Source organism: Streptomyces coffeae, from assembly GCF_016741875.1.
In the GTDB taxonomy this organism is placed as follows: Bacteria; Actinomycetota; Actinomycetes; order Streptomycetales; family Streptomycetaceae; genus Streptomyces; species Streptomyces coffeae.
The window spans coordinates 1-25,082 of the sequence record NZ_JAERRF010000020.1 but is presented as its reverse complement, the minus strand read 5'-3'; the positions used below and the strand labels follow the sequence as shown (position 1 = coordinate 25,082).

General features: G+C 68.3%; 20 protein-coding genes and 4 pseudogenes. 16 read left to right on the top strand and 8 right to left on the bottom strand.

Annotation, left to right across the window (positions count from 1 at the left end):
* Positions 1-35: 35 nt before the first annotated feature.
* The 6 genes and pseudogenes from JK363_RS28510 (at position 36) to JK363_RS28485 (ending at position 8,497) form a co-directional block, all read left to right on the top strand.
* Positions 36-764: a class I SAM-dependent methyltransferase gene (locus JK363_RS28510; protein ID WP_201878729.1), complete on the top strand. Its 729-nt coding sequence runs from the start codon at positions 36-38 to the stop codon at positions 762-764.
* Positions 761-2,647 (top strand): ABC transporter ATP-binding protein, encoded by a 1,887-nt coding sequence (locus JK363_RS28505; protein ID WP_201878727.1) that lies wholly within the window; start codon positions 761-763, stop codon positions 2,645-2,647. The genes JK363_RS28510 and JK363_RS28505 overlap by 4 nt, the downstream gene beginning before the upstream one ends.
* Positions 2,644-4,401 carry an ABC transporter ATP-binding protein gene (locus JK363_RS28500; RefSeq protein ID WP_201878725.1) on the top strand — a complete coding sequence of 586 codons (1,758 nt, stop codon included), beginning with the start codon at positions 2,644-2,646 and terminating at the stop codon, positions 4,399-4,401. The genes JK363_RS28505 and JK363_RS28500 overlap by 4 nt, the downstream gene beginning before the upstream one ends.
* A gap of 58 nt (positions 4,402-4,459) precedes the next feature.
* A complete protein-coding gene (locus tag JK363_RS28495; protein ID WP_201878723.1) occupies positions 4,460-5,857 on the top strand; it encodes a salicylate synthase in 1,398 nt (465 codons plus the stop codon).
* A gap of 743 nt (positions 5,858-6,600) precedes the next feature.
* Positions 6,601-7,071 carry a GNAT family N-acetyltransferase gene (locus JK363_RS28490; RefSeq protein WP_236076175.1) on the top strand — a complete coding sequence of 157 codons (471 nt, stop codon included), beginning with the start codon at positions 6,601-6,603 and terminating at the stop codon, positions 7,069-7,071.
* Positions 7,072-7,236: 165 nt separating this feature from the next.
* A pseudogene (locus JK363_RS28485) lies at positions 7,237-8,497 on the top strand (IS110 family RNA-guided transposase).
* Positions 8,498-8,691: 194 nt separating this feature from the next.
* Here the strand turns inward: JK363_RS28485 and JK363_RS42835 are convergent.
* From JK363_RS42835 to JK363_RS44320, 3 genes and pseudogenes are all read right to left on the bottom strand, one after another.
* Positions 8,692-8,934, bottom strand: coding sequence for a hypothetical protein (locus tag JK363_RS42835; RefSeq protein ID WP_236076195.1), 243 nt, complete (start codon positions 8,932-8,934; stop codon positions 8,692-8,694).
* A gap of 3 nt (positions 8,935-8,937) precedes the next feature.
* Positions 8,938-9,129 (bottom strand): annotated as a pseudogene (locus tag JK363_RS42830) (hypothetical protein); the annotation flags it as partial.
* A 31-nt stretch (positions 9,130-9,160) separates the two neighbouring features.
* Complete coding sequence (locus JK363_RS44320) at positions 9,161-10,048, bottom strand: helix-turn-helix domain-containing protein (RefSeq protein ID WP_201878721.1); 888 nt, start codon at positions 10,046-10,048, stop codon at positions 9,161-9,163.
* Between the two features lie 92 nt (positions 10,049-10,140).
* Between JK363_RS44320 and JK363_RS28470 the strand changes: the two genes are divergently transcribed.
* The 5 genes from JK363_RS28470 to JK363_RS42820 all read left to right on the top strand — a co-directional run bounded on the left by JK363_RS28470 (position 10,141) and on the right by JK363_RS42820 (position 13,646).
* Entirely contained in the window at positions 10,141-10,761 is a 621-nt protein-coding gene (locus JK363_RS28470) for a non-oxidative hydroxyarylic acid decarboxylases subunit B (protein WP_201878719.1), read from the top strand.
* A 32-nt stretch (positions 10,762-10,793) separates the two neighbouring features.
* The gene (locus JK363_RS28465; protein WP_201878717.1) at positions 10,794-12,215 is read left to right on the top strand and encodes a non-oxidative hydroxyarylic acid decarboxylases subunit C; all 1,422 of its coding nucleotides are present in this window, start codon (positions 10,794-10,796) and stop codon (positions 12,213-12,215) included.
* Positions 12,216-12,252: 37 nt separating this feature from the next.
* Positions 12,253-12,510, top strand: coding sequence for a non-oxidative hydroxyarylic acid decarboxylases subunit D (locus JK363_RS28460; protein ID WP_201878715.1), 258 nt, complete (start codon positions 12,253-12,255; stop codon positions 12,508-12,510).
* 61 nt (positions 12,511-12,571) lie between these two features.
* Positions 12,572-12,889, top strand: coding sequence for a hypothetical protein (locus tag JK363_RS28455; protein WP_201879294.1), 318 nt, complete (start codon positions 12,572-12,574; stop codon positions 12,887-12,889).
* A 331-nt stretch (positions 12,890-13,220) separates the two neighbouring features.
* A complete protein-coding gene (locus JK363_RS42820) occupies positions 13,221-13,646 on the top strand; it encodes a hypothetical protein (protein WP_236076194.1) in 426 nt (141 codons plus the stop codon).
* 160 nt (positions 13,647-13,806) lie between these two features.
* On the opposite strand, the gene JK363_RS28445 is transcribed toward JK363_RS42820, so the two are convergent.
* The gene (locus tag JK363_RS28445; RefSeq protein ID WP_201878713.1) at positions 13,807-14,691 is read right to left on the bottom strand and encodes a helix-turn-helix transcriptional regulator; all 885 of its coding nucleotides are present in this window, start codon (positions 14,689-14,691) and stop codon (positions 13,807-13,809) included.
* 30 nt (positions 14,692-14,721) lie between these two features.
* Between JK363_RS28445 and JK363_RS28440 the strand changes: the two genes are divergently transcribed.
* The gene (locus JK363_RS28440) at positions 14,722-15,495 is read left to right on the top strand and encodes a phytanoyl-CoA dioxygenase family protein (RefSeq protein WP_201878711.1); all 774 of its coding nucleotides are present in this window, start codon (positions 14,722-14,724) and stop codon (positions 15,493-15,495) included.
* 120 nt (positions 15,496-15,615) lie between these two features.
* On the opposite strand, the pseudogene JK363_RS28435 reads toward JK363_RS28440, so the two are convergent.
* From JK363_RS28435 to JK363_RS28420, 3 genes and pseudogenes are all read right to left on the bottom strand, one after another.
* Positions 15,616-16,713, bottom strand: a pseudogene (locus tag JK363_RS28435) (IS256 family transposase).
* A gap of 96 nt (positions 16,714-16,809) precedes the next feature.
* Positions 16,810-17,695, bottom strand: a pseudogene (locus tag JK363_RS28430) (transposase family protein); the annotation flags it as partial.
* A 260-nt stretch (positions 17,696-17,955) separates the two neighbouring features.
* On the bottom strand, positions 17,956-18,852 hold the full coding sequence (locus tag JK363_RS28420) for a LysR family transcriptional regulator (RefSeq protein WP_201878709.1): 897 nt from the start codon (positions 18,850-18,852) through the stop codon (positions 17,956-17,958).
* A gap of 101 nt (positions 18,853-18,953) precedes the next feature.
* On the opposite strand from JK363_RS28420, the gene JK363_RS28415 reads away from it, so the two are divergent.
* Genes JK363_RS28415 through JK363_RS28400 form a run of 4 tightly spaced genes read left to right on the top strand, consistent with a single transcriptional unit; the run spans position 18,954 to position 24,200 of the window.
* Positions 18,954-20,153 carry a pyridoxal phosphate-dependent aminotransferase gene (locus tag JK363_RS28415; protein ID WP_201878707.1) on the top strand — a complete coding sequence of 400 codons (1,200 nt, stop codon included), beginning with the start codon at positions 18,954-18,956 and terminating at the stop codon, positions 20,151-20,153.
* Complete coding sequence (locus JK363_RS28410; protein WP_201878705.1) at positions 20,150-21,379, top strand: CaiB/BaiF CoA transferase family protein; 1,230 nt, start codon at positions 20,150-20,152, stop codon at positions 21,377-21,379. The genes JK363_RS28415 and JK363_RS28410 overlap by 4 nt, the downstream gene beginning before the upstream one ends.
* Positions 21,367-22,587, top strand: a complete 1,221-nt coding sequence (acdA, locus tag JK363_RS28405; protein ID WP_201878703.1) for a 3-sulfinopropanoyl-CoA desulfinase — start codon at positions 21,367-21,369, stop codon at positions 22,585-22,587. The genes JK363_RS28410 and acdA overlap by 13 nt, the downstream gene beginning before the upstream one ends.
* Positions 22,587-24,200, top strand: a complete 1,614-nt coding sequence (locus JK363_RS28400) for a thiamine pyrophosphate-binding protein (RefSeq protein WP_201878691.1) — start codon at positions 22,587-22,589, stop codon at positions 24,198-24,200. Before acdA ends, JK363_RS28400 begins: the two co-directional genes overlap by 1 nt.
* 277 nt (positions 24,201-24,477) lie before the next feature.
* On the opposite strand, the gene JK363_RS44315 is transcribed toward JK363_RS28400, so the two are convergent.
* A complete protein-coding gene (locus JK363_RS44315; RefSeq protein WP_307821898.1) occupies positions 24,478-24,702 on the bottom strand; it encodes a helix-turn-helix domain-containing protein in 225 nt (74 codons plus the stop codon).
* Positions 24,703-25,082: the final 380 nt, after the last annotated feature.

Genomic DNA, 25,082 nt, shown 5'->3' with positions numbered 1-25,082 from the left:
CGGCCCGCCACGTCCCCACCCGCTCGGAGATCGTCGTGATCGACTACTACTCGACCTCGGCCGAGTTCTACGAACTGGTCGCCACCCGGCACACCGCCAGCAGCGGCCCCCCGCTGACCCGCGTCCTCGTCGGCCTGGACGTGTCGCACGGCCCCGTCCTGGAGATCGGCGCGGGCACCGGACGCGTGACCGAGGTCATCGCCTCCGCGCTGCCCGAGGCGGAGATCCTCGCGGCCGAGCCGTCGGCCACCATGCGAGCCATGCTCACCTCCCGGGTTGCCCGCGACCCGGACCTGCGGCGCCGGGTGACAGTGGTCGACGGCGCCGCCCAGGACCTCGTCCTTCCCGAGCGGCTCTCCGCCGTCGTCATCTTCGGCGTGGCCGGTCATCTCACCGTCCCCGAACGCGTCGCGCTGTGGAAACGACTCGCGGCCCGCCTGCCGGAGGGGGCGCCCATCGTCGTGGAACTGATGGGAGTCTCCTCACCCCGCCTCATCCCACCGGTGATGTCGCTCCGGGAGACCATCGGGCGCCAGACGTACGAGTGGTGGATCGGGGGCGAACCCACCGAGGGCGACGCCATGCGGTTCACGACCACCTGGAAGGTCCTGCGCGAGGGACGCGTCGTGCGCGAGGTCGCCGACAGCTACGACTGGCACACCTTCGACGTCGCCCGGCTGGCCCGTGAGGCCGGCATGACCAGCCGCCGCATCACCGAGGCGGGCGGCAGGCCCATCCCCGAAATCGGAGTACTCGTCAAGTGAAGTCACAACTGTCCGAGCCGGGTCCGGACTCGGTGTCCGAAGCTCCGGCAACCCCCGGCGTGGGCACCGGGGCGCCCCCGCACCCGCTGCGCGCGCTGGCCGAGCCCGTCCGGGGCCGACTGGCCGTCGCCGTCGGCCTCCAGACCGTCGCGGCCCTCGCCGGAGTGGTGCCGTTCATCGCTGTCTCCCAGATCGCCGATCGCCTCACCGGCGGGTCTCCTGCCGACGGTGACGCCCTGTGGCCGCTGGTCACGCTGGCCTGCGCGGCCGGCCTGCTCGCCCTGGCGTGCGGCACGGCGGCCGGAGCCCTCGCCCACCTCGCCGACAACGATCTCCAACTCACCCTCCGCCGCCGCCTCACCCGGCACGTCGGACGGCTGCCGCTCGGCCGGCTCACCGACCGGGGCACAGGCGAGGTCAAGCAGGCCGTGCAGGACGACGTGAGCGCGCTGCACACGCTGTTCGCCCACACCCTGCTCGACGTCGTCGCCGTCCTCACCACCCCGGTGCTGGCGCTGGTCTACCTGTTCACGGTCGACTGGCGCCTCGCTCTGGTCAGCGCCGTGCCCCTGTCGCTCGGCGTGTTCCTGTTCAGCCGTGCCATGGCGGGTGCGGCGTCACAGATGGCCGAGTTCGGCGCCGCGCTGGGACGGATCTCAGTCGCCGCCGTGGAGTTCGCGACCGGCATCGCCGTGTTCAAGAGCTTCGGACGGGGACGCAAGGCCCACGAGCGTTTCGTCGACGCGACCGAGGGCTTCGCCGACTTCTTCTCCCGCTGGGTCCGCTCCACTCTGGTCAGCTCCACTGCCGCCGTGCTGGTGGTCGCCCCGGCCATGGTCCTGCTCCTGCTGTCCATGGTGGGCGCGGTGTTCGTCACCCAGGACTGGATGACCGGCGCGGAACTCGTCCCGTTCCTGCTGCTGGGCCCGGCCGTCGCCGCCCCGATGGGCGTCGTCGGCCCCCGCATCCAGCAGATCCGGGCCGGCCAGGCTGCCGCCGTACGCGTCACGGGGCTGCTGCACACCCCCACGCTCCCCGAGCCCGCGACACCCGCCCTGCCCGACGGCCACCACGTATCCATGCGCGGGGTGTCCTTCTCCTACGACGGGCACACCGACGTGCTCCGCGACGTCGACCTCGACCTCGTGCCCGGCACGGTCACCGCGCTGGTCGGCCCCTCGGGTTCGGGCAAGTCCACCCTGGCCTCGCTGCTGCCCCGTTTCCACGACGTCACGGCCGGCACGGTGACCCTCGGCGGTGCGGACATCCGCGACGTCCCCGCCACCGAGCTGTACCGCCGGGTCGGCTTCGTCCTGCAGGACGTACGGCTGCTGCGGGCGAGCGTCGCCGACAACATCCGCCTGGGTCGCCCCGACGCCACCGACGAGGAGGTGCAGCGGTGTGCCCGCGCCGCCCGCATCCACGATCGCGTCATGGCGCTGCCCGACGGCTATGCGACCGAGCTGGGCACGGTCGTCACCCTGTCCGGCGGTGAGGCGCAACGCCTGTCCATCGCACGGGCGTTGCTCGCCGACGCCCCGGTCCTCGTGCTCGACGAGGCGACCGCGTACGCCGACCCGCACTCGGAGGCGCTGATCCAGGACGCCCTGTCCGCGCTCGCGGCCGGCCGCACCCTGCTCGTCATCGCCCACCGGCTGTCGACCGTCCGCTCCGCCGACCGGATCGTGGTGCTGGAGGACGGACGCGTCACCGAACAGGGCCGCCACGACGACCTGCTGGCCGCCGGTGGCCGCTACGCCGCGCTGTGGGAGGCCCAACGGACCGCGGGGCCGGCTGAGGCCGACAACGGCCTCAGCCCCCTGCCCGCCCCCGCGGACGAGGACCGTGCGGCGGACGACATCCGAGAGGGAAGTGCACGATGATTCGTCAGCTCTACCGCGTTCTGGGGCCCGAGGGCTCCCGTCCGCTGAACCGGATGCTGGTCCTCCAGTCCGGCGCGGCCGTCCTCCAGGGCGTCGCCTTCGCCCTCCTCGTGCCCGTCCTCAAGGCCCTGCTCGGCACGGACTCCGACGACGTCTGGCCCTGGCTGACGGCGTTCGTCGGCTGCGTGCTCGCCTACGCGGTACTCCAGGGAGGGGCCATCAGCGGCGGGTTCACGGTCGGTTCCCAGCTCTCCCGGGTGCTCCACCGCCGCATGGCCGACCAGGCCCTACGCCTGCCTCTCGGCTGGTTCACCGCCGACCGCACGGCCGAGTTCAGCCGACTGGCCGGACAAAACGTCATCCAGGTGATGAGCACACCGGCTCACCTGCTGCGCCCTTTCATCAGCTCACTTCTCACCCCGGCGACGCTGGTGGTCGCCACCTTCTTCTTCGACGTCCGCACTGCCCTGGTCCTGCTGGTCTGCGCGCCCGTGCTGTTCGCCGTCCAGCAGGCGAGCACGTCGCTGATGCGCCGGCTCGACCTCGGCCGCGACGCCGCGATCGGCGAGTCCGCCGACCGGGTCCTGGAGTACACGCGAAACCAGCCGGTGCTGCGCGCGTTCGGCCGGACCGCGGAGGGCTACAGGGCGCTGGACGACGCCCTGGTGGCCGAGGCACGCGCCGACCGGCGGCTCATCGCGCGAGGTCTGCCCGGACTGGTCTCCTTCAGCTTCGCCACCCGGCTCGTCTTCGCACTGCTGCTCGCGCTGGGCGTCTCCTGGCAACTCGACGGATCGCTCAGCGTGCCCACTCTGCTGGCCCTCCTGGTGCTGCTGGTCCGCCTGATCGACAGCGTGTCGTCCGCCGCCGAGACCGGCGCGGGCATGCGCATCGCCCGCAACACCCTGGAGCGCCTCAGCGCAGTCCTCGACGAACCGCCGTTCCCTCAGCCCGCCGAGCCGCAAACACCCCGCGACGCGAGCGTGGAGTTCACCGGAGTCGGCTTCCGCTACGACAACGGGTCGGCGGAGGTGGCAGCCGCAACCCCGGTCCTGAACGACGTGACCTTCCGCCTGCCCGAGCGCAGCATGACGGCCCTGGTCGGGCCCTCCGGCGCCGGCAAGACCACGATCGCCGGCCTGCTGGCCCGCTTCCGGGACGCCACCGAGGGCACCGTCCGCGTCGGCGGCGTCGACGTCCGCGAGATCGCAGCCGACGACCTGGCAGCCCACGTCTCCCTCGTGTTCCAGGACGTCTATCTCTTCGACGGCACCATCGAGGAGAACGTCCGGATCGCCGCCCCTGACGCGGGCCCCGGCGAACTGGACACGGCGGCGGCCCTGTCCGGGCTCGACCGCGTGATCGAGGAGTTGCCCGACGGATGGGCCACGAAGGTGGGGGTGGGCGGCGCGCGACTGTCCGGCGGACAGCGCCAGCGTGTGTCCATCGCCCGCGCTCTGCTCAAGGACGCCCCGATCCTCGTCCTCGACGAGGCCACCGCCGCGCTCGACCAGGAGAACGAGGCACTGTTCGCCGAGGCCGTGCACACGCTGACCGAGCGAAAGACGCTCCTGGTCATCGCGCACCGGCTGAGCACCGTCGCGCGCGCCGACCAGATCCTCGTCTTGGAGGACGGCGAGATCAGCGAACGGGGCACCCACGAGGAACTGGTCACGGCAGGCGGCACGTACGCCGCCTTCTGGGAGCGGCGGGCCCAGGCCCACGGCTGGCGACTGGAGGCGGGGCCGTCGTGACCCCACACCCGGCACCAGCGATCGACCGGACACAGCGGCAGAGGAAAGGCATGGCACGATGAGCACCGGAGTCCGGAGCACCTGGGAGACATGGGCGAGTTCCATAGCCCCGCTCGCCTGCACCAGCATCCGAGAGCCCTGCCCCGACCCGGCGGCGGCCGCCACCCGCCTCGCACAGGCGCAACTCGCCGACCAGTACATGGTGTACGAGGCGGAAGCCGACGTCTGGCACTTCGCGGCCGGCTCCGCCGTGAGCGTCACCGCCGACGCCACCGCCATCACTGCGCGTTCCGCCGGACGGACTTGGACTTCGCGCACCGACCGGAAACCACTGACGGCGTTCGCCACCGCCCTGTCCGCCCTGCACGACGACGGCGACGAAGCACGCCACTTCTACGGCTGGGCCGCCTTCGAACTCGCCCACCTCCTCCACGCGGAACCCACGACGGCCGGAGACCAGCCCCTGCTCCACGCGATGATCCCGTCCATCGAAGTGACCCTCACCGGCGACCGGACGGTGGTCCGCGCGGTGGACGAGGAATGGGCACGCAAGGTCGCCGACCTCCTCGCGGAGTCCCCGCGAGGACGGACCGCTCACGACGAACCGACGCCGGAGAGCACCGAGGGCGTCATCGCCGCCGGCACCGCCGCCTACGGCCGGGCCGTGTCCCGGACGGTCGCGGACATCCACGCGGGGCTCCTGGAGAAGGCCGTGGTCTCTCGGAAGGTCCCGCTGTCCGCAGAGCCCCGCCCGGACTTCCCCGCGACCTATCTCGCGGGCCGCCGGGCCAACACACCGGCACGTTCCTACTTGCTGGACCTCGGCGGTTACCGGGCCGCCGGGTTCAGCCCCGAGACCGTCCTTGAGGTCGGCGAGGACGGACGCCTGAGCACTCAGCCGCTAGCGGGCACCCGCGCACGGGGAGCCGACCCGGTGGAGAACGAGCGCAGGCGCGTGGAACTGCTCACGGACCCCAAGGAGATACACGAACACGCTGTGTCCGTACGCCTGGCCTGGGAGGAGATGGAGACAGTGTGCCGCCCCGGCTCCGTCGCGGTCGAGGAGTTCATGGCGGTCCGGCCGCGCGGCTCGGTGCAGCACCTGGCCTCGCGGGTGACGGGTCGGCTGCGGCCCGAGACCGGACCGTGGGACGCGTTCGCCTCGCTCTTCCCCGCGATCACCGCCACCGGCGTCTCCAAACGCGCCGCGCTTCAGGCTCTGGCCCGCCATGAGGAAGGGGCCCGGGGCTTGTACGGTGGCGCGGTGTTCCGGGGGAGCACCGGCGGTGCCCTGGACGCCGCCCTCGTCCTGCGCACCCTCATCGGTGCGGGGGACGATGTGTGGTTGCGTGCGGGCGCCGGGGTTACCTCGCAGTCCAGCCCCGAGCGGGAGATCGAAGAGACCTACGAGAAGCTGCGCAGTGTCGCTCCGTACCTCAGGTTCGCCGAGGACTGAACCGACACCTTTCGAAGTCCTGACCGCCCCGGACCGCACCGCGGTCCGGGGCGGTCAGGACTTCGGGGAGGACCAGCCTCGGCCCGGTCGGCCGCAGGTACAGCCATCGCGGAGCCCGCGAAGGTGTGCCGCAAGCAGACCCCAACGGCTGTTCCCAAGCGGAAGATGTTCCGCGGCAACACCCGTCACCGCCCCGCCCAGCGGAAGGCGAACGCCCGCCGGCTCGTCCCGATCAGCCGGCTACCGGACCGTGTGCCGCCGGTCTCGCCGCAGGAGTGGCCGGCACTGTGGGTGCCGATACATCATCCGCGCAGTTCAGGTCGCTCGCTGGTACTCGTGGAGGGTTCCGCCGAGTCGGTCTCGTCTGTGGACTTCCAGGTGGGCGAGCCGGGCTCGTTGCGTGATGGGTGTGGGTAGCGCGCGACAGGGAGTGGCTTCTTCCAGCCTCTGTGCGGGCGATGTTCGTTGTAGAGGGATTCGTGCTCACGCAGGACGTGGAGAAGGTGGCTCTGGTTCCAGATCAGGTCCCGTCCAGGAGTTCGGTGCGGCAGGTCTGTATCCAGCGCTCCATGAGGGAGTTCATCCGGGGTATCCGAATGCCGGTGGTGACAGCCTTCAGGTCGGCATCGATCATCAGCGCGTCGAAGATCGCAGGCGAGAAGGGCCTTGGCCTGGCCGCGGAGGAAGTCGGCCCAGGTGGTGCTCTGCTGTTCGGGTGCGGCGTCGACGGCGCGCGCCGCGTCATGCTCGACACCTTCTACCAGGAGTTCGGCTACGGATACGTGCCCCAGTGGCATCGCGACATCGTGAATATCACGGGCACGTATCTCGACCATCCCCGGCATCTGCTGCTCGTGGCCGTGCACCAGGGCGAGGTGGTCGCCACGACCGGCGTACGGTCCGGCGGCCCCGCCCATCCGCCGCACCCCCTCTGGCTCGCCGAACGCTACTCGCCGGACACCACCGCACAACTGGTCCGTGTCTATGTGCGCCCCGAACACCGACGCCGCGGACTCGCCCGCACCCTGGTCGACGCGGCCTGTGACGTCATCGCGGACACCCCTGGTTACGACCGCGTCTACGTCCACACGAACGTCAACGTCGACGGCGCGGAAGCTTTCTGGCGAAGCCTGGCCAAGGAGGTGTTCGACGCCCGCATCACCGGCGAACACGGCCCGGGCGTCGCCACGGTGCACTTCGAGATCCCGATGTGACGACCCCGGGTAGCGGCGGCGATTCGAGGTCGCGAGCGGCGGGCTCCCGATCGCAGGGGCAGGGGCAGGGGCAAGGGCAAGGGCAAGGGTGAGCCTATGGGCCGGGTGGCTGGGGCTCAGAAAGTGGCGGAAACGATCGGCTACAGCGTCTTGCCCCGTGGCTTAATGACGTTTGTAGGCGGCAATGATTACCCCTGCGGAATCGACTGGGCCGAGGACCACCACGACGTGGCAGTGGTCGACTCCGACGCCCGACTGCTCGGCAAGCTCAGGATCAGCGACGACGCGGCGGGCTTCCAGAGCCTGCTGCGGCTGCTGGCCGAGCATGGCGAAAGCCCGGACGATCCGATCCCGGTTGCGATCGAAACGTCCCGCGGACTCCTAGTGGCCTGCTTACGGGCCTCGGGCCGGAAGGTCTACGCGATCAATCCGATGGCAGTCGCCCGCTACCGCGACCGGCACGTCGTCTCCCGCAAGAAGTCCGACCACCAGGACGCAGTCGTGCTGGCGAACATCCTGCGGACCGATGCCGAGCTCCACCGGCCGCTGCCGAGCGACTCCGACCTGGTCAGAGCGATCGCCGTCCTCGCGCGGGCCCAGCAGGACGCGGTCTGGGACCGCACCCGTGCCCACAACCGGCTCCGATCACACCTGCGCGAGTACTACCCCGCGGTCCTCGAAGCGTTCGCCGACAAACGTGAACGGCTGCTGTGTCGAGAGGCCCGCACGATCCTGGCGATCGCACCAACTCCGGCCGACAGCGCCCGACTAACCCGCACTCGGCTCAGGGCCGCCGTGACGAGGGCCGGGCCGTCAGCGCCGGATCGAGGCCGAGACCGACCGGATCCTTGAGGTGTTTCGCCGGACCTGGCTTCGCCAGCCGGCCCTTGTTGAGAAGGCGATGGGACAGCAGACGCTCGCCCTCCTCGCCCAGCTCGACGCGGCCTGCCGGGCATGCGACGACCTTGCCCACGACACCGAGGAGCTGTTTCTGCAGCATCCCGACGCGGAGATCATCACGAGCTTCCCTGGCTTGGCCACGCTCACCGGCGCCCGGATACTCGCCGAGATCGGAGACGACCGGACCCGCTTCGCCCAGGCCCGGGATCTGAAAGCCTATGCCGGAAGCGCCCCAATCACTCGCCAATCCGGCAAGAGCCGCCGGGTCACCCATCGCCGGATCAAGAACAGTCGTCTGGCCGCGAGTGGGCGGCACTGGGCGTTCGCCGCACTGACCGCCTCACCCGGGGCTCACGCCCAATACAACCGGCGACGCGACACCGGCGACCGCTACCACGCTGCCCTCCGCCATCTGTTCAACCGCATGCTCGGGCAGCTCCCCCACTGCCTGACCGACCGCCAGAAATTCGACGAAGCAATCGCCTTCACCCGTCCTGAGCCGTCCTCGCTCGCGACAGCTGCTTGACCCCATAACTGCATGGGGTGTCTTGTCGGCCCGAACACGGTCCGGGCGCTTGCGAGGCCGCCCGAGTCCCAGCCGGGGCACCCGAATCGCCTCCAGGACCGGCTGGAACTGCGGGGAATCGTCTTGCTGACCGGCCGTGATCACCACCGAGAGGGGCTTCTGGCCCTGCTCGACAGCAAGATGGATCTTGCTGGTCAGCCCGCCCCGGGAGCGTCCGAGCCCGTGGTCGGACGCTTCGACGGCGATGCCGCCGGGCGGCTTCTTCTGCAGATCCCCCTTTTCGCCGCCCCGGCGGCGTGCTGGTGAGCCCGACAGACGGTGGAGTCGACGCTCACATCCCAGGTGATCAGCCCCTTCGCGTCGACCTCGGCCTGGAGCTGGGTGACGATCCGCGCCCAGGTCCCCTCCCGCTGCCAGCGCCGAAACAAGTCATACACCTGGTCCCAGGGTCCGTACCGCTCGGGCACGTCCCGCCACGGAGCTCCAGTCCGGGTCCGCCAGGTATGCCGTCTATGCGCTGTCGCCGCGTCCACACCGGCGGACGGCCCGGCTTCATACCCTGCGGCAACAACGGTGCCAGCCGGACCCACTGGCCGTTCGTCAGATCCCCACGCCCCACAGGGCGTGATCATCCATGAACAAGATCCACTTTCGCAACAAGCCCTAGCCCCGCCCCGAGGCCCGCAAGCGGTAGTCGCTAGGGGTCTCGCCGGTGTGGTGCTTGAAGAACTTCGAGAAGGCGGTGGGAGTCGGGAAGCCGAGGCGCTTGCCGACTGCCGAGGTCGGCAACTGGGTGTGGAAGAGGAGGCGCCTGGCTTCCAGGATGATCCGTTCGTCCAGATACCGTTTCGCGGTGACCCCCGTCGTCGCGATGCAGGCACGGGTGAGCGTCCGCGAGCTGTAGCCGAGCGCCCGGGCGTAGTCGGCGACCGTGCGGCTCTCAGCGTAGTCGCGCTCGACCGCCGCGTGGAACGCGCGGAACGCCTCACTGACGTCGCCCGCACCCTGCTCGCGCACGTACAGGTGTGAGAGCCGCAGCACCAGGGCCGACAGCAGATGCCGGATGAGTTCGATCTGCGCGTCCAGCCGTAGCGCGCCCGTCTCCTTGTACGCCTCCATGAGCAGCTCGAGCGTCCGGTCGATCGGCTCGGCCTCTTCCTCGGAGGGCAGCAGCGGGCCCCATGGAAAGGGAGGATCAACGCTCGCCGCGGCGATGGTGGCCGGGTCGAGGAGGCCGGGCTGGAAGAAAATCAGGGTCCCCTGAGCACTCTCCAGCCCCTCGTCGAAGCGGTACACCTGTTCGGGCCGGATCCACAGCCAGGCGCTGGGCAGCACTGGCAGCGATTCCCCGTCCACAGTGAGCCGGACGATCCCTTCCTTGACTGTCAGCAGATGGTGGAAGTCGGCCCGCGCCGGCGACCGCGGATCCAATCCGTGCCCGGCGGCCCGGCCCGCGAGCCGGCTCAGCGGCAGTACCTCCAGGCCGGGCAGCGCGCCGGCCGCCGGGCGGAACGGGACCTCAGCAATCCCCTGCTGTCTGATTTTGAACACCTCCTGTCCAGACAATACATGGGTTGACCTGCCAACACGTCCTAGCGTGGAGAGCGAAACAGAACCCGCCTGACGTATGAAGGAGGGCAGTCATGCGGCTCATTGTGGGGATGACCGGGGCGACCGGGGCACCTTTCGGGGTACGGCTGCTGCAGGCGTTGAAACAGCTTCCCGAAGTGGAGACCCATCTGGTGCTGTCGCGTTGGGCGCGTACCACTATCGAGCTGGAGACCGCCCTTTCGACCCGTGAGGTGGGCGCGCTGGCCGATGTGGTGCACAACCCGCAGGACCAGGGCGCGACGATCTCCTCGGGCTCGTTCCGCACCGACGGCATGGTGATCGTGCCCTGCTCGATGAAGACGCTGGCCGGCATCCGGGCCGGCTACGCCGACGGGCTGGTGGGTCGTGCCGCGGACGTGGTCCTCAAGGAGCGCCGCACGCTCGTGCTCGTCCCCCGAGAGACCCCGCTGAGCGAGATCCATCTGGAGAACATGCTGGCACTGTCCCGGATGGGTGTGCAGATGGTGCCGCCGATGCCCGCCTTCTACAACCACCCGCGGTCGGTCGACGACATCGTCGACCACGTCACCGCCCGCATTCTCGACCAGTTCGACCTGCCGTTCCCGGCCGCCAGGCGCTGGGAGGGGATGCGCTCCGCACGCGCCGTCGTGCCCGATGAGGCTCCCGTTCCCGACGGCGCTCACACGGCCTGACGTCCCATCACCACTCTTGGAGGAGAAGAGATATGGCCTACGACGACCTTCGCAGCTTCCTTGACGCATTGGACAAGGAAGGCCAGCTGCTGCGCATCACCGAGGAGGTGATGCCGGAGCCGGACGTCGCCGCCGCCGCGAACGCCGTCAGCCGCCTGGGTGAGGCGGCCCCGGCGCTGTATTTCGACAATGTCGCCGGCTTCAACAACGCCCGGATCGCCATGAACGTCCACGGCTCCTGGGCCAACCACGCGCTGGCACTGGGCCTACCTACGACCACCGGTACCAAGGAGCAGGTGGCCGAGTTCATCAACCGGTGGGCGAAGTTCCCGGTCAAGCCGGAGTGGAGGGACAACCCACTGTGGGCGCAGAACTCCGTCGAGGGCGATGACATCAACCTCTTCGACATCCTCCCGCTGGTCCGGCTCAACGACGGCGACGGCGGCTTCTACATCGACAAGGCCGGCATCGTCTCCAAGGACCCCGACGACCCGGAGAACTCCGGCAAGCAGAACTTCGGCATCTACCGCATCGAGGTCAAGGGCCCGCGCAAGCTCGCCATCCTGCCCGTACCGGTGCACGACATCGCCTTGCACCTGCGCAAGGCCGAGGAGCGTGGCGAGGACCTGCCGATCGCCATCACCCTGGGAAACGACCCGGTGCTCTCGATTGTGGCCGCCACGCCGATGGAGTACGACCAGAACGAGTACGAGTTGGCCGGCGCTCTGCGCGGCGCCCCGGCGCCGATCGCGAAGGCACCGCTGACCGGCCTGCCGGTGCCGTGGGGCTCCGAGATCGTCATCGAGGGCGTGATCGAGGGTCGCAAGCGCGAGGTCGAGGGCCCGTTCGGCGAGTTCACCGGGCACTACTCCGGCGGCCGCAACCTGCCGGTGATCCGGATCGACAAGATCTCCTACCGCACCGACCCGATCTTCGAGCACCTCTACCTCGGCGTGCCGTGGACAGAGATCGACTACCTGGTGGCCGCCAACACCTGCGTCCCGCTGTACGAGCAGCTGAAGAAGGACTTCCCAGAGGTCCAGGCCGTCAATGCGATGTACACCCACGGGCTGGCCATCATCGTCTCCACCAAGAATCGCTACGGCGGCTTCGCCAAGGCGGTCGGTATGCGGGTGCTGACCACCCCGCACGGCCTCGGCTACGCGGCGATAGTGATCGTGGTGGACGAGAACGTCGACCCTTTCAACCTCCCCCAGGTGATGTGGGCGCTGTCGACCAAGATGAACCCCAGTGACGACCTCATCGTCGTGCCGCACCTGTCGCTGGTGGAACTCGCTCCTCAGTCGGACAACCCCGGCACGGGCGCCAAGCTCATCATCGACGCCACCACCCCGGCCAGGCCGGACAACCGCGGCAACTACGGCAACCAGGTCCACGACCTGCCCGAGATGGGCGAGTGGCTCACCAAGCTGCAGCAGCTCGCCAAGCACTGACCATCCGCTGCCCCTTCTGAAAGGAGATCCCACCACCATGGCCACCAAGACCGCGACGAACGCAACACCCACCGAGTGCCCGCGCTGCGGCCACGACAGGCTGGACCAGATCTACACCTCCCCCGTCGCCGGGGTCTGGGAGATCTACCACTGCCAGCAGTGCCTGTACAGCTGGCGCACCACCGAGCCGGCCCGCCGCACCCAGCGCGACGCCTACCCGGACAGCTTCAAGATGACCGTCGATGACATCCGCAACGCGATTGAGCTTCCCGTCCCCCCGCTCCGACAGTCCTGAAAATCTCACTCATGGGGCCCGACACCACCGGTTTCGGGCCCTCCCCAGTTAGGAGACCACCATGGACACCCCAGCATCGCCGGAAACGCTGATGTGGGAGGCCCGAGCCCACCCCGGTAGCCAAAGCGCACTGCTCACCTGGGTCGAAGAGATCGCGGTGCCGGCCCTGCTCGCCGACCCCGCCTGCCTCGATGTCAGCACCTACCTCGGCGGGCAGGACCGGGTCGTGGTCATCACCCACAGCACCGGTTACCCCCCACGCCTACCAGAGCCCCCGGAAGACCTCCTGCTCCGCTCCGCTCACCAATGGCCCTTCCACCTCCACGCTCGTCACACCACTCCACACACGCCGCGGGATCCCGGCGTGACCGGCGTATAAGGGCAGGACCTCCCGTGCGGCTCGAGGCTGTCGAGACCAAGAGCGCCGCAGGAGAGCGCGCCTGAAAGATCAGGCAAATCCGTAACAGGCCCTGGTTGACGACGCCTTCTCTGAACCCCGCTCCTGCGGATGATGAGGCAACCGGGGTGACATAGTGCGGTACTCGTTGAGCAACCCGCCAAGTACCTGGCGGCGCCTGACCGTGGCAGCGGGAAGGGAACGACGTCTGCGTGAGGCGATGCGGCCTGTTCGTCGGGGCATGGTCTGACGTGCTGTTGGTCGCCGTCGCGTTCAGCGGATGCTGGGGGTGGAGGGTGTAGTTCCAGTCGCCGTGGAAGCGGTGCCGGGTGATCGGCCGGGCGGCGATCCCCCCGTCGCTGACCTGGATGCCGGTGAGTGGGCCGTTGCGGTTGCCGCGCGGTGGTTGACCTGGAGCTTTTCGTTCGCCCAAGTATGGGCACGATCACTGATCGTGGGTCTGCGACTGCTCTACCTGATCTTCTGCCGACTACTGGGCTGCCTCCTCTTGCTGAGCCGATCGACCGCCGCGAACAACGCCGAGATCCTTGCACTTCGCCATGAGGTCGCTGTCCTGCGCCGGCAGATCGAGCGCCCGCGGCTCTCATGGGCCGATCGTGCCGTGCTCTCCGCTCTCGCGCGGCACCTTCCACTCGTCGTACGCCGCCACCGGCGGTCACGTCCGCTGGAGTGGTGTATCAACGGCCACTCGGTGATCCATTTTCAGGCTATGCGGTGAGTTCGGCGGGAAGGGCGGGATCGACGTTTTCTCCGTCGATCGGGTGGACGCAACCCACGATGCTCTGTTCGCGGCAGCTGTCACCATTTGGGCGAGATAGATGTCACCAACCTCGAGATCCACCTTTGACGTACAGACCTGATTCCGTCGGAACCTCTGGTCACTGGCTTCGTAGTTGGGAGGGTGCGGCGCCTTGGTAGCGGCGGAAGACGGTGGCGAAGTGTTGGGAGGAGGAGAAGCCGAGGGCGTGTGCGATCTTGGTGACGGGAGTGGCGGGGTCTCTCAGCAACCAGGCGCGGGCGTACTCGGTCTTTCTGCGCAGGAGGTAGTCCTTGGGGCTGGTGCCGGTCTCGGCGGTGAACGCTTCGTAGAAGCGGCTGGTCGACATTCCGGAGATGGCGGTCAGGTCGGCTGCTTGGACCGGGTCGCCGAGGTGCTCCTCGAGCCAGGTGAGTGCCCGTGCCACGTCGGGGTGGCCGGCAGGTGGGGTGGTGGCTGGTGGGGTGAGTGCCAGTTCCAGGACCAGCGCGGACAGGTGGTGGTGCAGCAGCGCTTCGGCGAGTCGGCGCGGTTCCCGCCCGGCCAGCTCGGCCGCTCGCGCCAGGCTGGAAGCGGCCCGTAGCGGGGCGGCGCCGATGAGCGGCCCGGGCTGGGCGCACAGTCCGGCGATGGCCTGGCCCAGCGCGTCCTCAGCGTCGCTGTCGTAGTGCAGGATCAGCCACCACAGCTCGCCGCGGGGTTGCACCTCGCCGGTCTGGTAGGCGTGGCCGGGCGGGATGCGCAGCACCTGTCCCGGGCGTACCGGGTGCGGCTCGCCGTCCACGGTGAAGGCGACCTCGCCGCGGGCCGGGAAGGCCAGGCCCAGCAGTCGCTGGTGGCGCTGCGGTGGCAGTGCGGGCCGGGCCTCGCGGTAGCGGTAGTGGCCCAGGGCCAGCAGCGGCGCGAGGCCGAGTGTGGCGAGGTCGAGGATGTGACGGCCGGCGGCCGAGACGAGGTCGATCTCGTCGCTCGTACAGGGATTTCCGGCGGAGGTTTTCGAACGCATGACTCTCCCGCCCGGTCCTACGGTCTCTTCATGGACACCGCACTTGTCACCACCGTCGCCGACACTTTCGCACGAGACGGCCACGCTGTCGTCGGTCAGCTGCTGACCTCGGCGGAGACGGCCGCTTATCTCGCGATCTATGACCGCTTTCTCACCGGTGAGATCGACGCCGGTGACAGGCGCGCGGACCTCGGCGACGGCGCCGCACGCAGCGACGGCGCCGTGGAGAACATCACGCAGATCATGTGGCCCTCCGTGCTCTGCCCCGAACTGCTCGACTTGCCGCTGCACGACCGGGCGCTGGCCGTGGCCCGCAACCTGATCGGCCAGGACGCCGAGCTCGACTTCGACATGCTGATCAACAAGGCCCCCGGCACCGTCACTGTCACCCCCTGGCACCAGGACGCGGCGTACTGGGTGAAGCTGCCGGACCGGCGGGCGGTGTCGATGTGGGTGGCGCTCGACGAGGCAGTGCTGGACAACGGCTGCATGTGGTACGTCACCGGCTCGCACTCGATGCCGCTACGCCCGCACCGCCCGTCCGGCAACGGTGGCCGGGCCCTGGAGTGCGACTGCTCCGAGGACGAGCCGGGCGCCATTTCGGTGCCCCTGGCGGCAGGCTCCGCGGCCGTACACGCAGGCGGCACCCTGCACTACTCGCGCGGCAACGCGACGAGCGACCGGCAGCGCCGCGCGTACATCCTCAACTTCCGCCCCGCCGCAATGATCGCCATGGAACGGGAGCAAGGCATGGACCACGGCCTGACGGACAACGAATGCAAAGTCCGCAACACCGACGCGTGAGCCTAGCCCCGCCCAAGGGAAGTGCAGGGTCATCGCGTACCTGCGGCGGGGCGGTGGCATGTGGGCAAGGATGAAAGGCCGAGGGGCCTGACGGGCTCGGTTCTCCGAAGTGACTTCTGGCTATGCGGTGAGTTCGGTGGGCAGGGCGGGATCGACGTTTTCTCCGTCGATCGGGTGGAGGCGGATCTTGGCAAGGAGTTCGCGGCCCATGTAACGGCGGGCTTCGGTCCTTTCGTCGTTCTGCTCGGTCAGCACGGCGCCGACCACGCGGATCACGGCCGCGCGATCGGGGAAGATCCCGACGACATCGATGGCGGCGGATCTCCTTGTTCAGGTGTTCTTGCGGGTTGTTCGACCAGATCTGCCGCCAGATCTCGCGCGGGAAGGCGGTGAACGCCAGTAGGTCCGACCGGGCGGCGTCCAAGTGGTCGGCGGCACTTTGGGGAACTTGGCCTCCAAGGCGGCCATCACGTGTGTCATCTGGGCGTGGACCGTGTCAGTATCCGGCTGTTCGAAGACCGTCCGCAGCAGGGTCGCGACCCACGGCTGAGCGGACTTGGGGACCTGGCAGAGCAGATTTCGGGCGTAGTGGGTGCGGCATCTCTGCCACGAGGCGCCAGGCAGGGTGGCGCCGATCGCATTCACCAGCCCGGTGTGCGTGTCGGAGATGACGAGCTGGACGCCGCCCAGGCGGCGGGCGATCAGTGAGCGCAGGAAGGCGAGCCAGCCGGCGCTGTCCTCGGCGGTGGCGACGTCGATGCCGAGGATCTCGCGGTGGCCGCCGGCGTTGACGCCGACCGCGATCAGCGAGTGGATGTTGATGATCCGGCCTCCCTCGCGGACCTTCTGGGTCAGGGCGTCGACCCAGACGAACGCATATGGGCCGGCGTCCAGTGGCCGGTTACGGAACGCGGCGACCTGTTCGTCGAGGTGCTTGGCTATCGCGCTGACCTGGGACTTCGATTCCCTGCCTCAGCTTGGGGATGGCGAGTTCGACGTGCTGGCCCGGGTGCCCCACTCGCGAGGGCGGTAGCCGTTGCGGTGGTTGACACGTTCGTCACTGACCTGCCCGTATTCGGCGCCGTAGAGGTCGTCGGCCTCCGCGGACATCAGCGCATCGGCGAACGTCTTGACCATCGTGCGCAACAGGTCCGGACTCGCCGCGGCGAGATTGTCTTCGGTGAGGGCGTGCAGGGGCACACTGTCAGGTGCGGTCATCGTGCTGATCTCTCCTTCAAAGACTTGGTCGTCTTGAAGGATCAGCCGGTGGCCGTTCATCTATGCCGGCGTCATTGCCCTAGCCGGAAACCTCATCCGTGCAAGGAGCTCGCGGCGACAGGTCTGTATCCACCTTTCCATGATCGAGTTCATCCTTGGCATCTGGATGCCGCTGAGGACGACTTCGATCCACGCCTCCTTGAGGACGGTACCGAAGAGGTCGGGAACTTCCCGTCTCTGTCCCGGATCATGAACTGTGCCCGGCAGCCGAGGTCTTCGAGGTCCATGACGAGGTTCTTCGCTGCTTGCGCTACCCAGGATGCGCTCGGATGCGTGGTGGCGCCCAGGATGCGGATCCGGCGACTGCCGTGTTCGATCATCGCGAGCACGTACATCCGCATCCCCGACGGGGTGACGGTTTCCATGAAGTCGCAGGCCAGCAGGGCATCAGCCTGGGAGCGAAGGAAGTTGGCCCAGGTGCTGGAGTTCCGCTCGGGCGCCGGGTCGATGCCGGCCTCCTTCAGGATCTCCCAGACGGTGGACGCGCCCACCTTCACCCTCAGCACGAGCAGCTCCCCGTGTAGACGTCTGTACCCCCAGCTCGGGTTCTCCTTCGCCAGGCGCAGCACCAGGACACGGATGGAGCGCACTGTGCGCGGCCGTCCCGGGCGTTTGGGCCGGCAGGAGGCCGCACATGGCGGCGTGCGACGAGGTCGCGGTGCCAACGCAGTACCGTGTCGGGGCGTACGAACAGCCGTAACCTTCGCAGGACGCGCAGTGGCAGCCGGTGCAGCAACGCCGTCAGGAACGCCCGACCGCTCGGCGTGAACCGGATCTTGTCCTTGCCGAGTTGGCGTTCCAGCACGGTGATCTGGTGGCGCAGGGCGAGGATCTCGGCGCCCTTGTCCCGGTCGGTCATCGGCAGCAGGCCAAGCATCGCAAACGCGTTCGACACACCCAGGTAAGCCAGTCGCAGCAGCACGATCGATCATCATGACGCGCTGACGGCAACTGCGCGAGAGCATCGGCTCGAGCGCCCGCGCACAAGTTTGGGGAAACCCGATGCACCGGACCCCACCAGGGCGGATGAGATTTCCGGCAAGCGCACTGCCGGTGTGGTGCGGTGCGGTTCCGGTAGCTGTGAGTACCAGCCGCCGTGGGCTCCTGCTGGGTGCGCTGTCGACGCTACTTGCCAGGCTGGTCTCGCTCGCGGCGCTGATTTCGACGGTGAACCGGCGGTGCTCACTCCGCGCGAGTGTGCATGGTTCGAGCCTGACGCCACAGTGCCGCCGCCGCAGGGGAGAGCCGTCCCTCGTTGAGACATGCCAGGCCGACTCGTCGTGATGAGCGTGGGGTGATCCTGCGGTAGACGACGCCGTCATGGTGGTCGGGAAGAGCAAGCGATGCCACGATCGAGACGCCGTGCCCCTGAGCCACGAACTCGAGGAGCGAGATCAGCTGCTGCAGTTCGTGCGTCACCTTCGGCTGGATGCCCGCGCGGGTGAACATGCGGGCGATCAGCTCCTGGGAGCCGGCGTGGGTGAGGATGACGGGATGCTGCCCCAGGTCACGCAGGTCGATGGGGTCGGTGTCGGCGAGCTCGTGCCGCTCCGGGACGACCGCGACCATATCGTCGACGGCCAGCGGCAGGGTGTCGAACTGCGGTTTCGGCAGGGTGACCACGCCGATCTCGATGCGCCGCTCGGTCAGGTCCTGCTCGATTTCGAGGTCGGTCTTCTCGGTCACGTACACCTCGACTCCCGGGTAGCGCTTCCGGAACCCGGCGAGCAGCGGCGGGAGCAGGGTGAGTGAGGAGCTGGCGCCGAACGAGCCGATCCGCAGCAGGCCGGCTTTCAAGCCCGCGCTGGCGGCTGCGGTGGTCTGGATCAACTGCAGCGCCGCGAAGACGTCGCGGACGTGGGGGAGGATCTGCTGCCCGGCGTAAGTCAGCTCGACGCCGGGTGCGTTGCGGTCGACGACTGCCGTCCCGAGAGTGGCTTCGAGTGCCCGCAGCGCGTGACTGGTGGCTGACGAGGTCATGCCGAGACTGGCCCCGGCGCTCGCAATGGTGTCGGAGTTGACCAGGGCCAGGAACAGGTTCAATTGCTTGAGCGTCGGGAACGCACCGGGACCCTTCATGTTGAATCCAACTTCAATTGTTGATGAGGGACCTGAATCCTAGGCTGCGAGTTGTCAGTCCACAACTGGGCTCGGCGTAGCACAAAGGAGTCCTGTCTTTCATGTTCTCCACCACGCTCAGCAAGCTGCGGCCGTCACCGATCCAGGTGATGGCAGAGCAGACCCGGCAGGCGGTACGCGCGGGCCGCAGCGTAGTCGACATGACGCTCGGTGAGCCGGACTTCCCCACACCCGAACATGTCGGCGAGGCCGCGGTCCGGGCGATCGCCGCAGGCCAAACCCGGTATACCCCGATCAACGGTTCGGTGCCTTTGCGGGAGGCGATCGTCCGCAAGTTCCAGGGCCACAACGGCATCCCGTGCACCGCTGCCGACGTCACCGTGGGCTGCGGAGCCAAACAGGTGATCTACCAGGCGTTCCTGGCCACCCTCACCCCCGGTGACGAGGTCCTGATCCCGGCGCCCTATTGGGCGTCCTATGCCGACATCGTCGGCATGAACGGCGGCGTGCTGAGGGCACTGGAGACCTCACCGGATACCGGCTACGCAGCACAGCCGCAGGCGCTGGCGGCTGCGATCACCGCGCGAACGAAGTGGCTGGTGCTGAACTCGCCGAGCAATCCCTCCGGCACCGCTTACACCGCCGAGCAGTTGCTCGCCTTCGCCGAGGTGGTACGCCGCAGCCATCACCGAGACTTCCTGATCCTGAGTGACGACATCTATGAGCACATCCTCTTCGACGGCACGCGCTTCGCGACACTGGCTGAGATCGCACCCGACCTGCGCCACCGCATCCTGACCGTCAACGGGGTTTCGAAAGCGTATGCGATGACCGGTTGGCGCGTCGGCTACGCGTGCGGGCCGCGTGCCCTGGTCGAGGCGATGACCAAGATCCAAATGCAGATCAATTCGCACACGTCCTCGGTGTCGCAGGCTGCGGCAGCAGCCGCGCTCGACGGGCCGCAGGACGAGGTACGGCGCCGTTGTCAGGTCTTCCAGCACCGCCGCGATCTGCTGCTCGAGCGGTTCGCCGGGATCCATGGGCTGCGCGCACCCCGCCCGAACGGCGCCTTCTATCTGTTCCCCGACGTGCGAGCGTTTCTCGGGCGCACCGCGCCGGACGGCCGGATGATCAGCGACGACGTCGTGTTCGCCTCATACCTGCTCGACGAAGGCGTGGCCGTCGTCCCCGGTTCCGGCTTCGGTATGCCCGGCTTCATCCGGCTGTCCTATGCGACCTCGGATGACAGGCTGCACCTGGCCGCCGACCGGCTGGCCGCCGCGCTGGAGCGGCTGTCATGAACGGCTTGCCGCCCGAGGCTCTCGCCGGAGTGCGAGTTCTGGACCTTTCCCGGATCCTTGCCGGCCCGACCGCGACCCAGTTGCTCGGGGACCTCGGAGCGGACGTGGTGAAAGTCGAGAAGCCTGGCGAAGGCGACGACACCCGCCGGTGGGGCCCTCCCTATGTCCCCGGCGTCGACGGTCGGCCAACCGCGGAAAGTGCCTACTACCTGTGCGCCAACCGCAACAAGCGCTCGATCGCCATCGACCTGGCCAGTCCAGCGGGACGCGAGCTGGTGCTCGAACTCGTCACGCGCGCGGATGTGCTGGTGGAAAACCACAAACCGGGCAGCCTCGCGCGCTACGGGTTGGCCTATGACCAGCTTCGGGGGCGGCATCCGCGCCTGATCTACTGCTCGATCACCGGTTTCGGGCAGACGGGAGCCTACGCGGACCGGCCCGGCTACGACTTCCTGATCCAGGGCATGGGCGGGATCATGAGCCTGACGGGTGAGCCGGACGGTGAACCGATGAAGACCGGCGTCGGCATCGCCGACGTGATGACGGGCATGTATGCGGTCGCAGGCATTCTGGCCGCCCTGCACCACCGGCAGGCCAGCGGTGCCGGGCAGTACATCGACATCTCGTTGATGGACACGCAGATCGCGTGGCTGGCCAACGCGGGCACCAACTACCTGCTGTCTCGGACAGTGCCCAGGCGCCTGGGCAACGGACACCCCAACATCGTGCCGTACCAGGTGTTCGACACCAGTGACGCGCCGATGATCCTCGCAGTGGGCAACGACTCGCAGTTCGCTCGTTTCTGCACGGTCGCCGGCGCGGACGAACTTGCCACCGACAGCCGCTTTGCCACCAATCCTGAGCGTGTGGCGCACCGCGAGGAGCTGTGCGCGCGCGTCGCGCAGCGACTACGAGCACGACCTCGCAGCCGCTGGCTGGACGAGCTTCAAGCCGTGGGCGTGCCGTGCGGTCCGGTCAACGACCTGGCCGAGGTCTTCGCCGATCCGCATGTGGTGGCCCGTGGTGCCGAGGTGCGCATGCCGTGTGACTGGGCCGAAGCCCGCGAGATCACGCTGTTGGCCAACCCGCTGCGGATGTCTGCCACGCCGCCCACATACCGGCGGGTTCCGCCGCGCTTGAACGAACACCGCGACCAGGTCCTCGACGACTGGCTTCGGTCCGGGCCGTCGACCACTGCCCACAAAGGTGAGTCATGTACGAGCTAACTTTCGAGCAGATGGCCTTGCAGGCTCAGGCACGTGAGCTTGCCCGGCGGGAGTTCGCGCCGACGGCGGCGGAAACCGACCGCACGGAGGCCTACCCCTGGGACAACGTGGCCAAGCTGCGTGACGCCGGGTTCATGGGCATGACCATTCCCGCCAGCCTGGGCGGGCGTGGGTTGAGCTACCTCGACACCGTGCTGGTCATCGAGGAAATCGCCAAGGCATGCGCCACCATGGGCCGCATCACGGTCGAAGCGAACATGGGTGCGATCGGCGCGATCATGCGCTACGGCACGGAGGAACAGCGCCGCCTCGCCGCCGCTGCCGTGCTGGCCGGCGACAAACCCGCGATCTGCATCTCGGAACCGGGAGCAGGAAGCGCCGCCAGCGAGATGACCACCCGCGCCGACCGGCACGGCGAGCATTACTACCTCAACGGCGAGAAATACTGGATCACCGGTGGCGGGGTCTCCCGCCTGCACCTGATCTTCGCCCGCGTTGTCGACGATGGTGTGGAGCAGGGTATCGGCGCCTTCATCTGCCTGCGCGAAGGCGAGAACTCACCTGGCGAAATAGTGGTGACCAAACGCACCCGCGCGATGGGCGTGCGGGGCATTCCGGAAACCCACCTGGAATTCCATGACCTGATGATTCACAAGTCGATGCTGGTCGTGCCGCCAGGCGGGTTGGAGCGCGGCTTCGCTCAACTGATGCAGGCCTACAACGCACAGCGCGTAGGCGCGGGGACGGTGGCGCTGGGCATCGCACAGGGAGCTTTCGAGGAGGCCGTCGCCTACGCCAAGCACCGCCATCAGTTCGGCCGGCCGATCGCCGAGTTCCAGGGCTTGCAGTGGATGTTGGCCGACATGGCCACACAGATAGCCGCGGCGCGGCACCTGCTGCGGGCGGCCGCGTGCGGCGGCCAAGGGGACTTCCCGGACATGGCGTCCGCGGCGCAAGCCAAGATCTTTGCGGCCGAGATGGCCTGCAAGGTCACCAATGACGCGCTGCAGATCCACGGTTCCTCTGGTTACGGCAGGGACCTCCCGCTCGAGCGGCACGTCCGCGACGCGCGCATGTTCACCATCGCAGGCGGTACCGCGCAGATTCTGCGCACTCAGCTCGCCAGTTCAGTGTTGGGGATGAAGCTGCCCCAAACGCGCAATGGCTACCTCCGCAAGCCCAAGCCCTCACCTGACAAGGCCGAGTAATGGCATCTCCCACAGTCGCACAGGTCATCGGCCGACGGCTGCACGAAGCAGGCTGCCGGCACGCATTCGGCATCCCCGGTGGCGAGGTACTCGCCCTCATGCGGGGAATTCACGAGGCAGGTGTCAAGTTCACGCTGGTCAAACACGAGAACTCGGGTGGGTTCATGGCCGAGGGCGTGTTCCACCGCAGCGGCGCCCCCGGAGTTCTGATCGCGACGCTCGGTCCCGGGGTCGCGAACGCGACCAACGTCGTGGCCAACGCCTGGCAGGATCGCGTGCCGATGCTGTTCATCACCGGCTGCGTCGACGAGGATGAGGCCGCCACCTATAGCCACCAGGTTTTCGACCACGCGGCGCTGATGAAGCCGATCACCAAGGCATCGCTGCGCATGACACCCGCGGCGGCCGAGGCGCTGATCGACAAGGCGATCGCGATCGCGATCGACGATCCACCCGGCCCCGTGCACATCGACGTGCCGATCTCCGTCGCCACGCAGCAAACAACGCCTGCGACGGGAACCCGCCGCACTCCGCCCGCCGCGAGCGCGCCGGCGGCTTCGGACGAACTCACGCAGGCCCGGAAGTGGCTGGCAGAGGCAAGCCGACCGGTGCTCATCGCCGGCGTTGAGGCACTGCACCACCACGCCGAGGACGAGATCCGTCGCCTGGTCGACGAGTTCGACATCCCGCTGATCACCACCTACAAGGCCAAGGGGATCGTGGACGAACGCCACGAGCTGGTCCTCGGTGGCGCAGGCCTGTCTCCGCGCGCCGATGAGGTGCTGCTGCCCGTCGTCCGGAGCGCGGATCTGATCCTGCTGGCCGGGTACGACCCCATCGAGATGCGCGTAGGGTGGCGCAATGTGTGGGACGAACGGCACCGCGTGATCGAATTCTCCGCCTGCCGTAACACCCACTACATGCACCAGGCCTCGCACAGTTTCGTCGGCGATATCCGAAGCGGCCTCAAGGCACTGTTCGACGGACTGGACAAATCCTCGACGTGGCGGCCCGACGAGACGGCCCGCGTCAAGCATCAGCTCGCGCACATCTACCGCCTCGACGAACCGTGGGGACCAGCCGCCGTTGTCGATGTCGCCCGCCGTATGCTTCCGCCTGACACCATCGCCTCGGTCGACAGCGGAGCACACCGCATCCTGCTCAGCCAGACCTGGACCTGCTTCGAACCGCGAACGCTCATGCAATCGTCAGGGCTGTGCACCATGGGCAGCTCCCTGCCACTGGGCATCGGCGCCAAACTGGCCGACCCCTCGCGCCCCGTGGCGGTGTTCACGGGGGACGCGTGCCTGGAGATGACACTGGGTGAACTGGCCACGGCACGCGACGCCGAAACCCTGGTCATCGTGTTCGTCTTCGCCGACGAATCACTGTCCCTGATCGAGATCAAGCAACGCGCCAACGGACAGCCGAACCTCGGCGTCGACTTCCTCGGTACCGACTTCGCCGCCGTGGGCCGTTCGCTTGGCGGCCTCGGATTCGACGTCGATTCCCGCGAGGAACTGGCCGCGGCCATCGAACAGGCGCTCACCGCATCCGTGTTTAGCGTCATCTCCTGCAGGCTGCCGCGCCACGCCTACGACGGCCGAATCTGAAGCCCTGCACCTCGTCCGAGGATCCCCCACATCTCTCACGGAGCCACTACTTGACGACGCCCTAATCCAGGTCACCGATGGTTCCGACACGCTCTCCTTCACCCTGCACGCAGACCTCGGTCTCCCCGTGCGGCCGCCGAGGCGACGAGGGCGACGGCCCGTCAGGCCCAGGCACTCGGCATCACAACGGGAATCGCGAGGCGTGAGGAACTTTGCCCTCGCTTGTCCTCTCCTCGTAGGAGTGCCGGGATGCCGCTGTCGAGGAGGCGCTGCATCTTCAGCACCAGGTGCAGGGTGAGCCGGTGCGGCCGTTCTCCAGGTCCCATCCGGTGCTGTTCTCGATCTGCGTCAGTCGGTAGTAGAGCGTCGTGCGGTGGATCAGAATTTCTCCCAGGCGCCGGTGGGGAGCACCCAGCCCGAGGGAGTCGTCAATGTGACCCGGGGGAGTCGGAGATGTGATGTGGGGTGGTGAAGCCGGACGTTTGCGGAGGCACTCCAGCACATCGCGGCGCCCGACGCCGCCTCGACTCCCTGATGGATGATGAGGGCGATCGCACACCGGACGCTGCCCCGTTGGCCGACGTCACGCTTCCGGACGGTCAGCACCTGACAGCGATGGTGGTCGGTGGGTGCCGGGACCCCTCGGGCGTGTGGTGGTACGACCTCGCCATCGAGCTACCCGCCCGGGTTCATGAGCGCCGACGCGAGCCAGCACTGACGTCCTGCACAGTCCCCGACGAACACGCCCGCCATCCCGCCCCAGACGCTGATCCCGCTCACTGCAACGAGATCCGACTGTTCACCGAATCTCCCGGAGGATGCCCCAGGCTTCAGCCTGGGGAGGAATCCGGCTTCCCTCGGAGCGGGGCAGGGAAAGCCGAA

Coding starts and splice junctions, on each gene's coding strand:
- JK363_RS28500 (WP_201878725.1), top strand. CDS start 2,644: ATGATTCGTCAGCTCTACCGCGTTCTGGGGCCCGAGGGCTCCCGTCCG.
- JK363_RS28495 (WP_201878723.1), top strand. CDS start 4,460: ATGAGCACCGGAGTCCGGAGCACCTGGGAGACATGGGCGAGTTCCATA.
- JK363_RS28490 (WP_236076175.1), top strand. CDS start 6,601: ATGCTCGACACCTTCTACCAGGAGTTCGGCTACGGATACGTGCCCCAG.
- JK363_RS28470 (WP_201878719.1), top strand. CDS start 10,141: ATGCGGCTCATTGTGGGGATGACCGGGGCGACCGGGGCACCTTTCGGG.
- JK363_RS28465 (WP_201878717.1), top strand. CDS start 10,794: ATGGCCTACGACGACCTTCGCAGCTTCCTTGACGCATTGGACAAGGAA.
- JK363_RS28460 (WP_201878715.1), top strand. CDS start 12,253: ATGGCCACCAAGACCGCGACGAACGCAACACCCACCGAGTGCCCGCGC.
- JK363_RS28455 (WP_201879294.1), top strand. CDS start 12,572: ATGGACACCCCAGCATCGCCGGAAACGCTGATGTGGGAGGCCCGAGCC.
- JK363_RS28445 (WP_201878713.1), bottom strand. CDS start 14,691: ATGCGTTCGAAAACCTCCGCCGGAAATCCCTGTACGAGCGACGAGATC.
- JK363_RS28440 (WP_201878711.1), top strand. CDS start 14,722: ATGGACACCGCACTTGTCACCACCGTCGCCGACACTTTCGCACGAGAC.
- JK363_RS28420 (WP_201878709.1), bottom strand. CDS start 18,852: ATGAAGGGTCCCGGTGCGTTCCCGACGCTCAAGCAATTGAACCTGTTC.
- JK363_RS28415 (WP_201878707.1), top strand. CDS start 18,954: ATGTTCTCCACCACGCTCAGCAAGCTGCGGCCGTCACCGATCCAGGTG.
- JK363_RS28410 (WP_201878705.1), top strand. CDS start 20,150: ATGAACGGCTTGCCGCCCGAGGCTCTCGCCGGAGTGCGAGTTCTGGAC.
- acdA (WP_201878703.1), top strand. CDS start 21,367: ATGTACGAGCTAACTTTCGAGCAGATGGCCTTGCAGGCTCAGGCACGT.
- JK363_RS28400 (WP_201878691.1), top strand. CDS start 22,587: ATGGCATCTCCCACAGTCGCACAGGTCATCGGCCGACGGCTGCACGAA.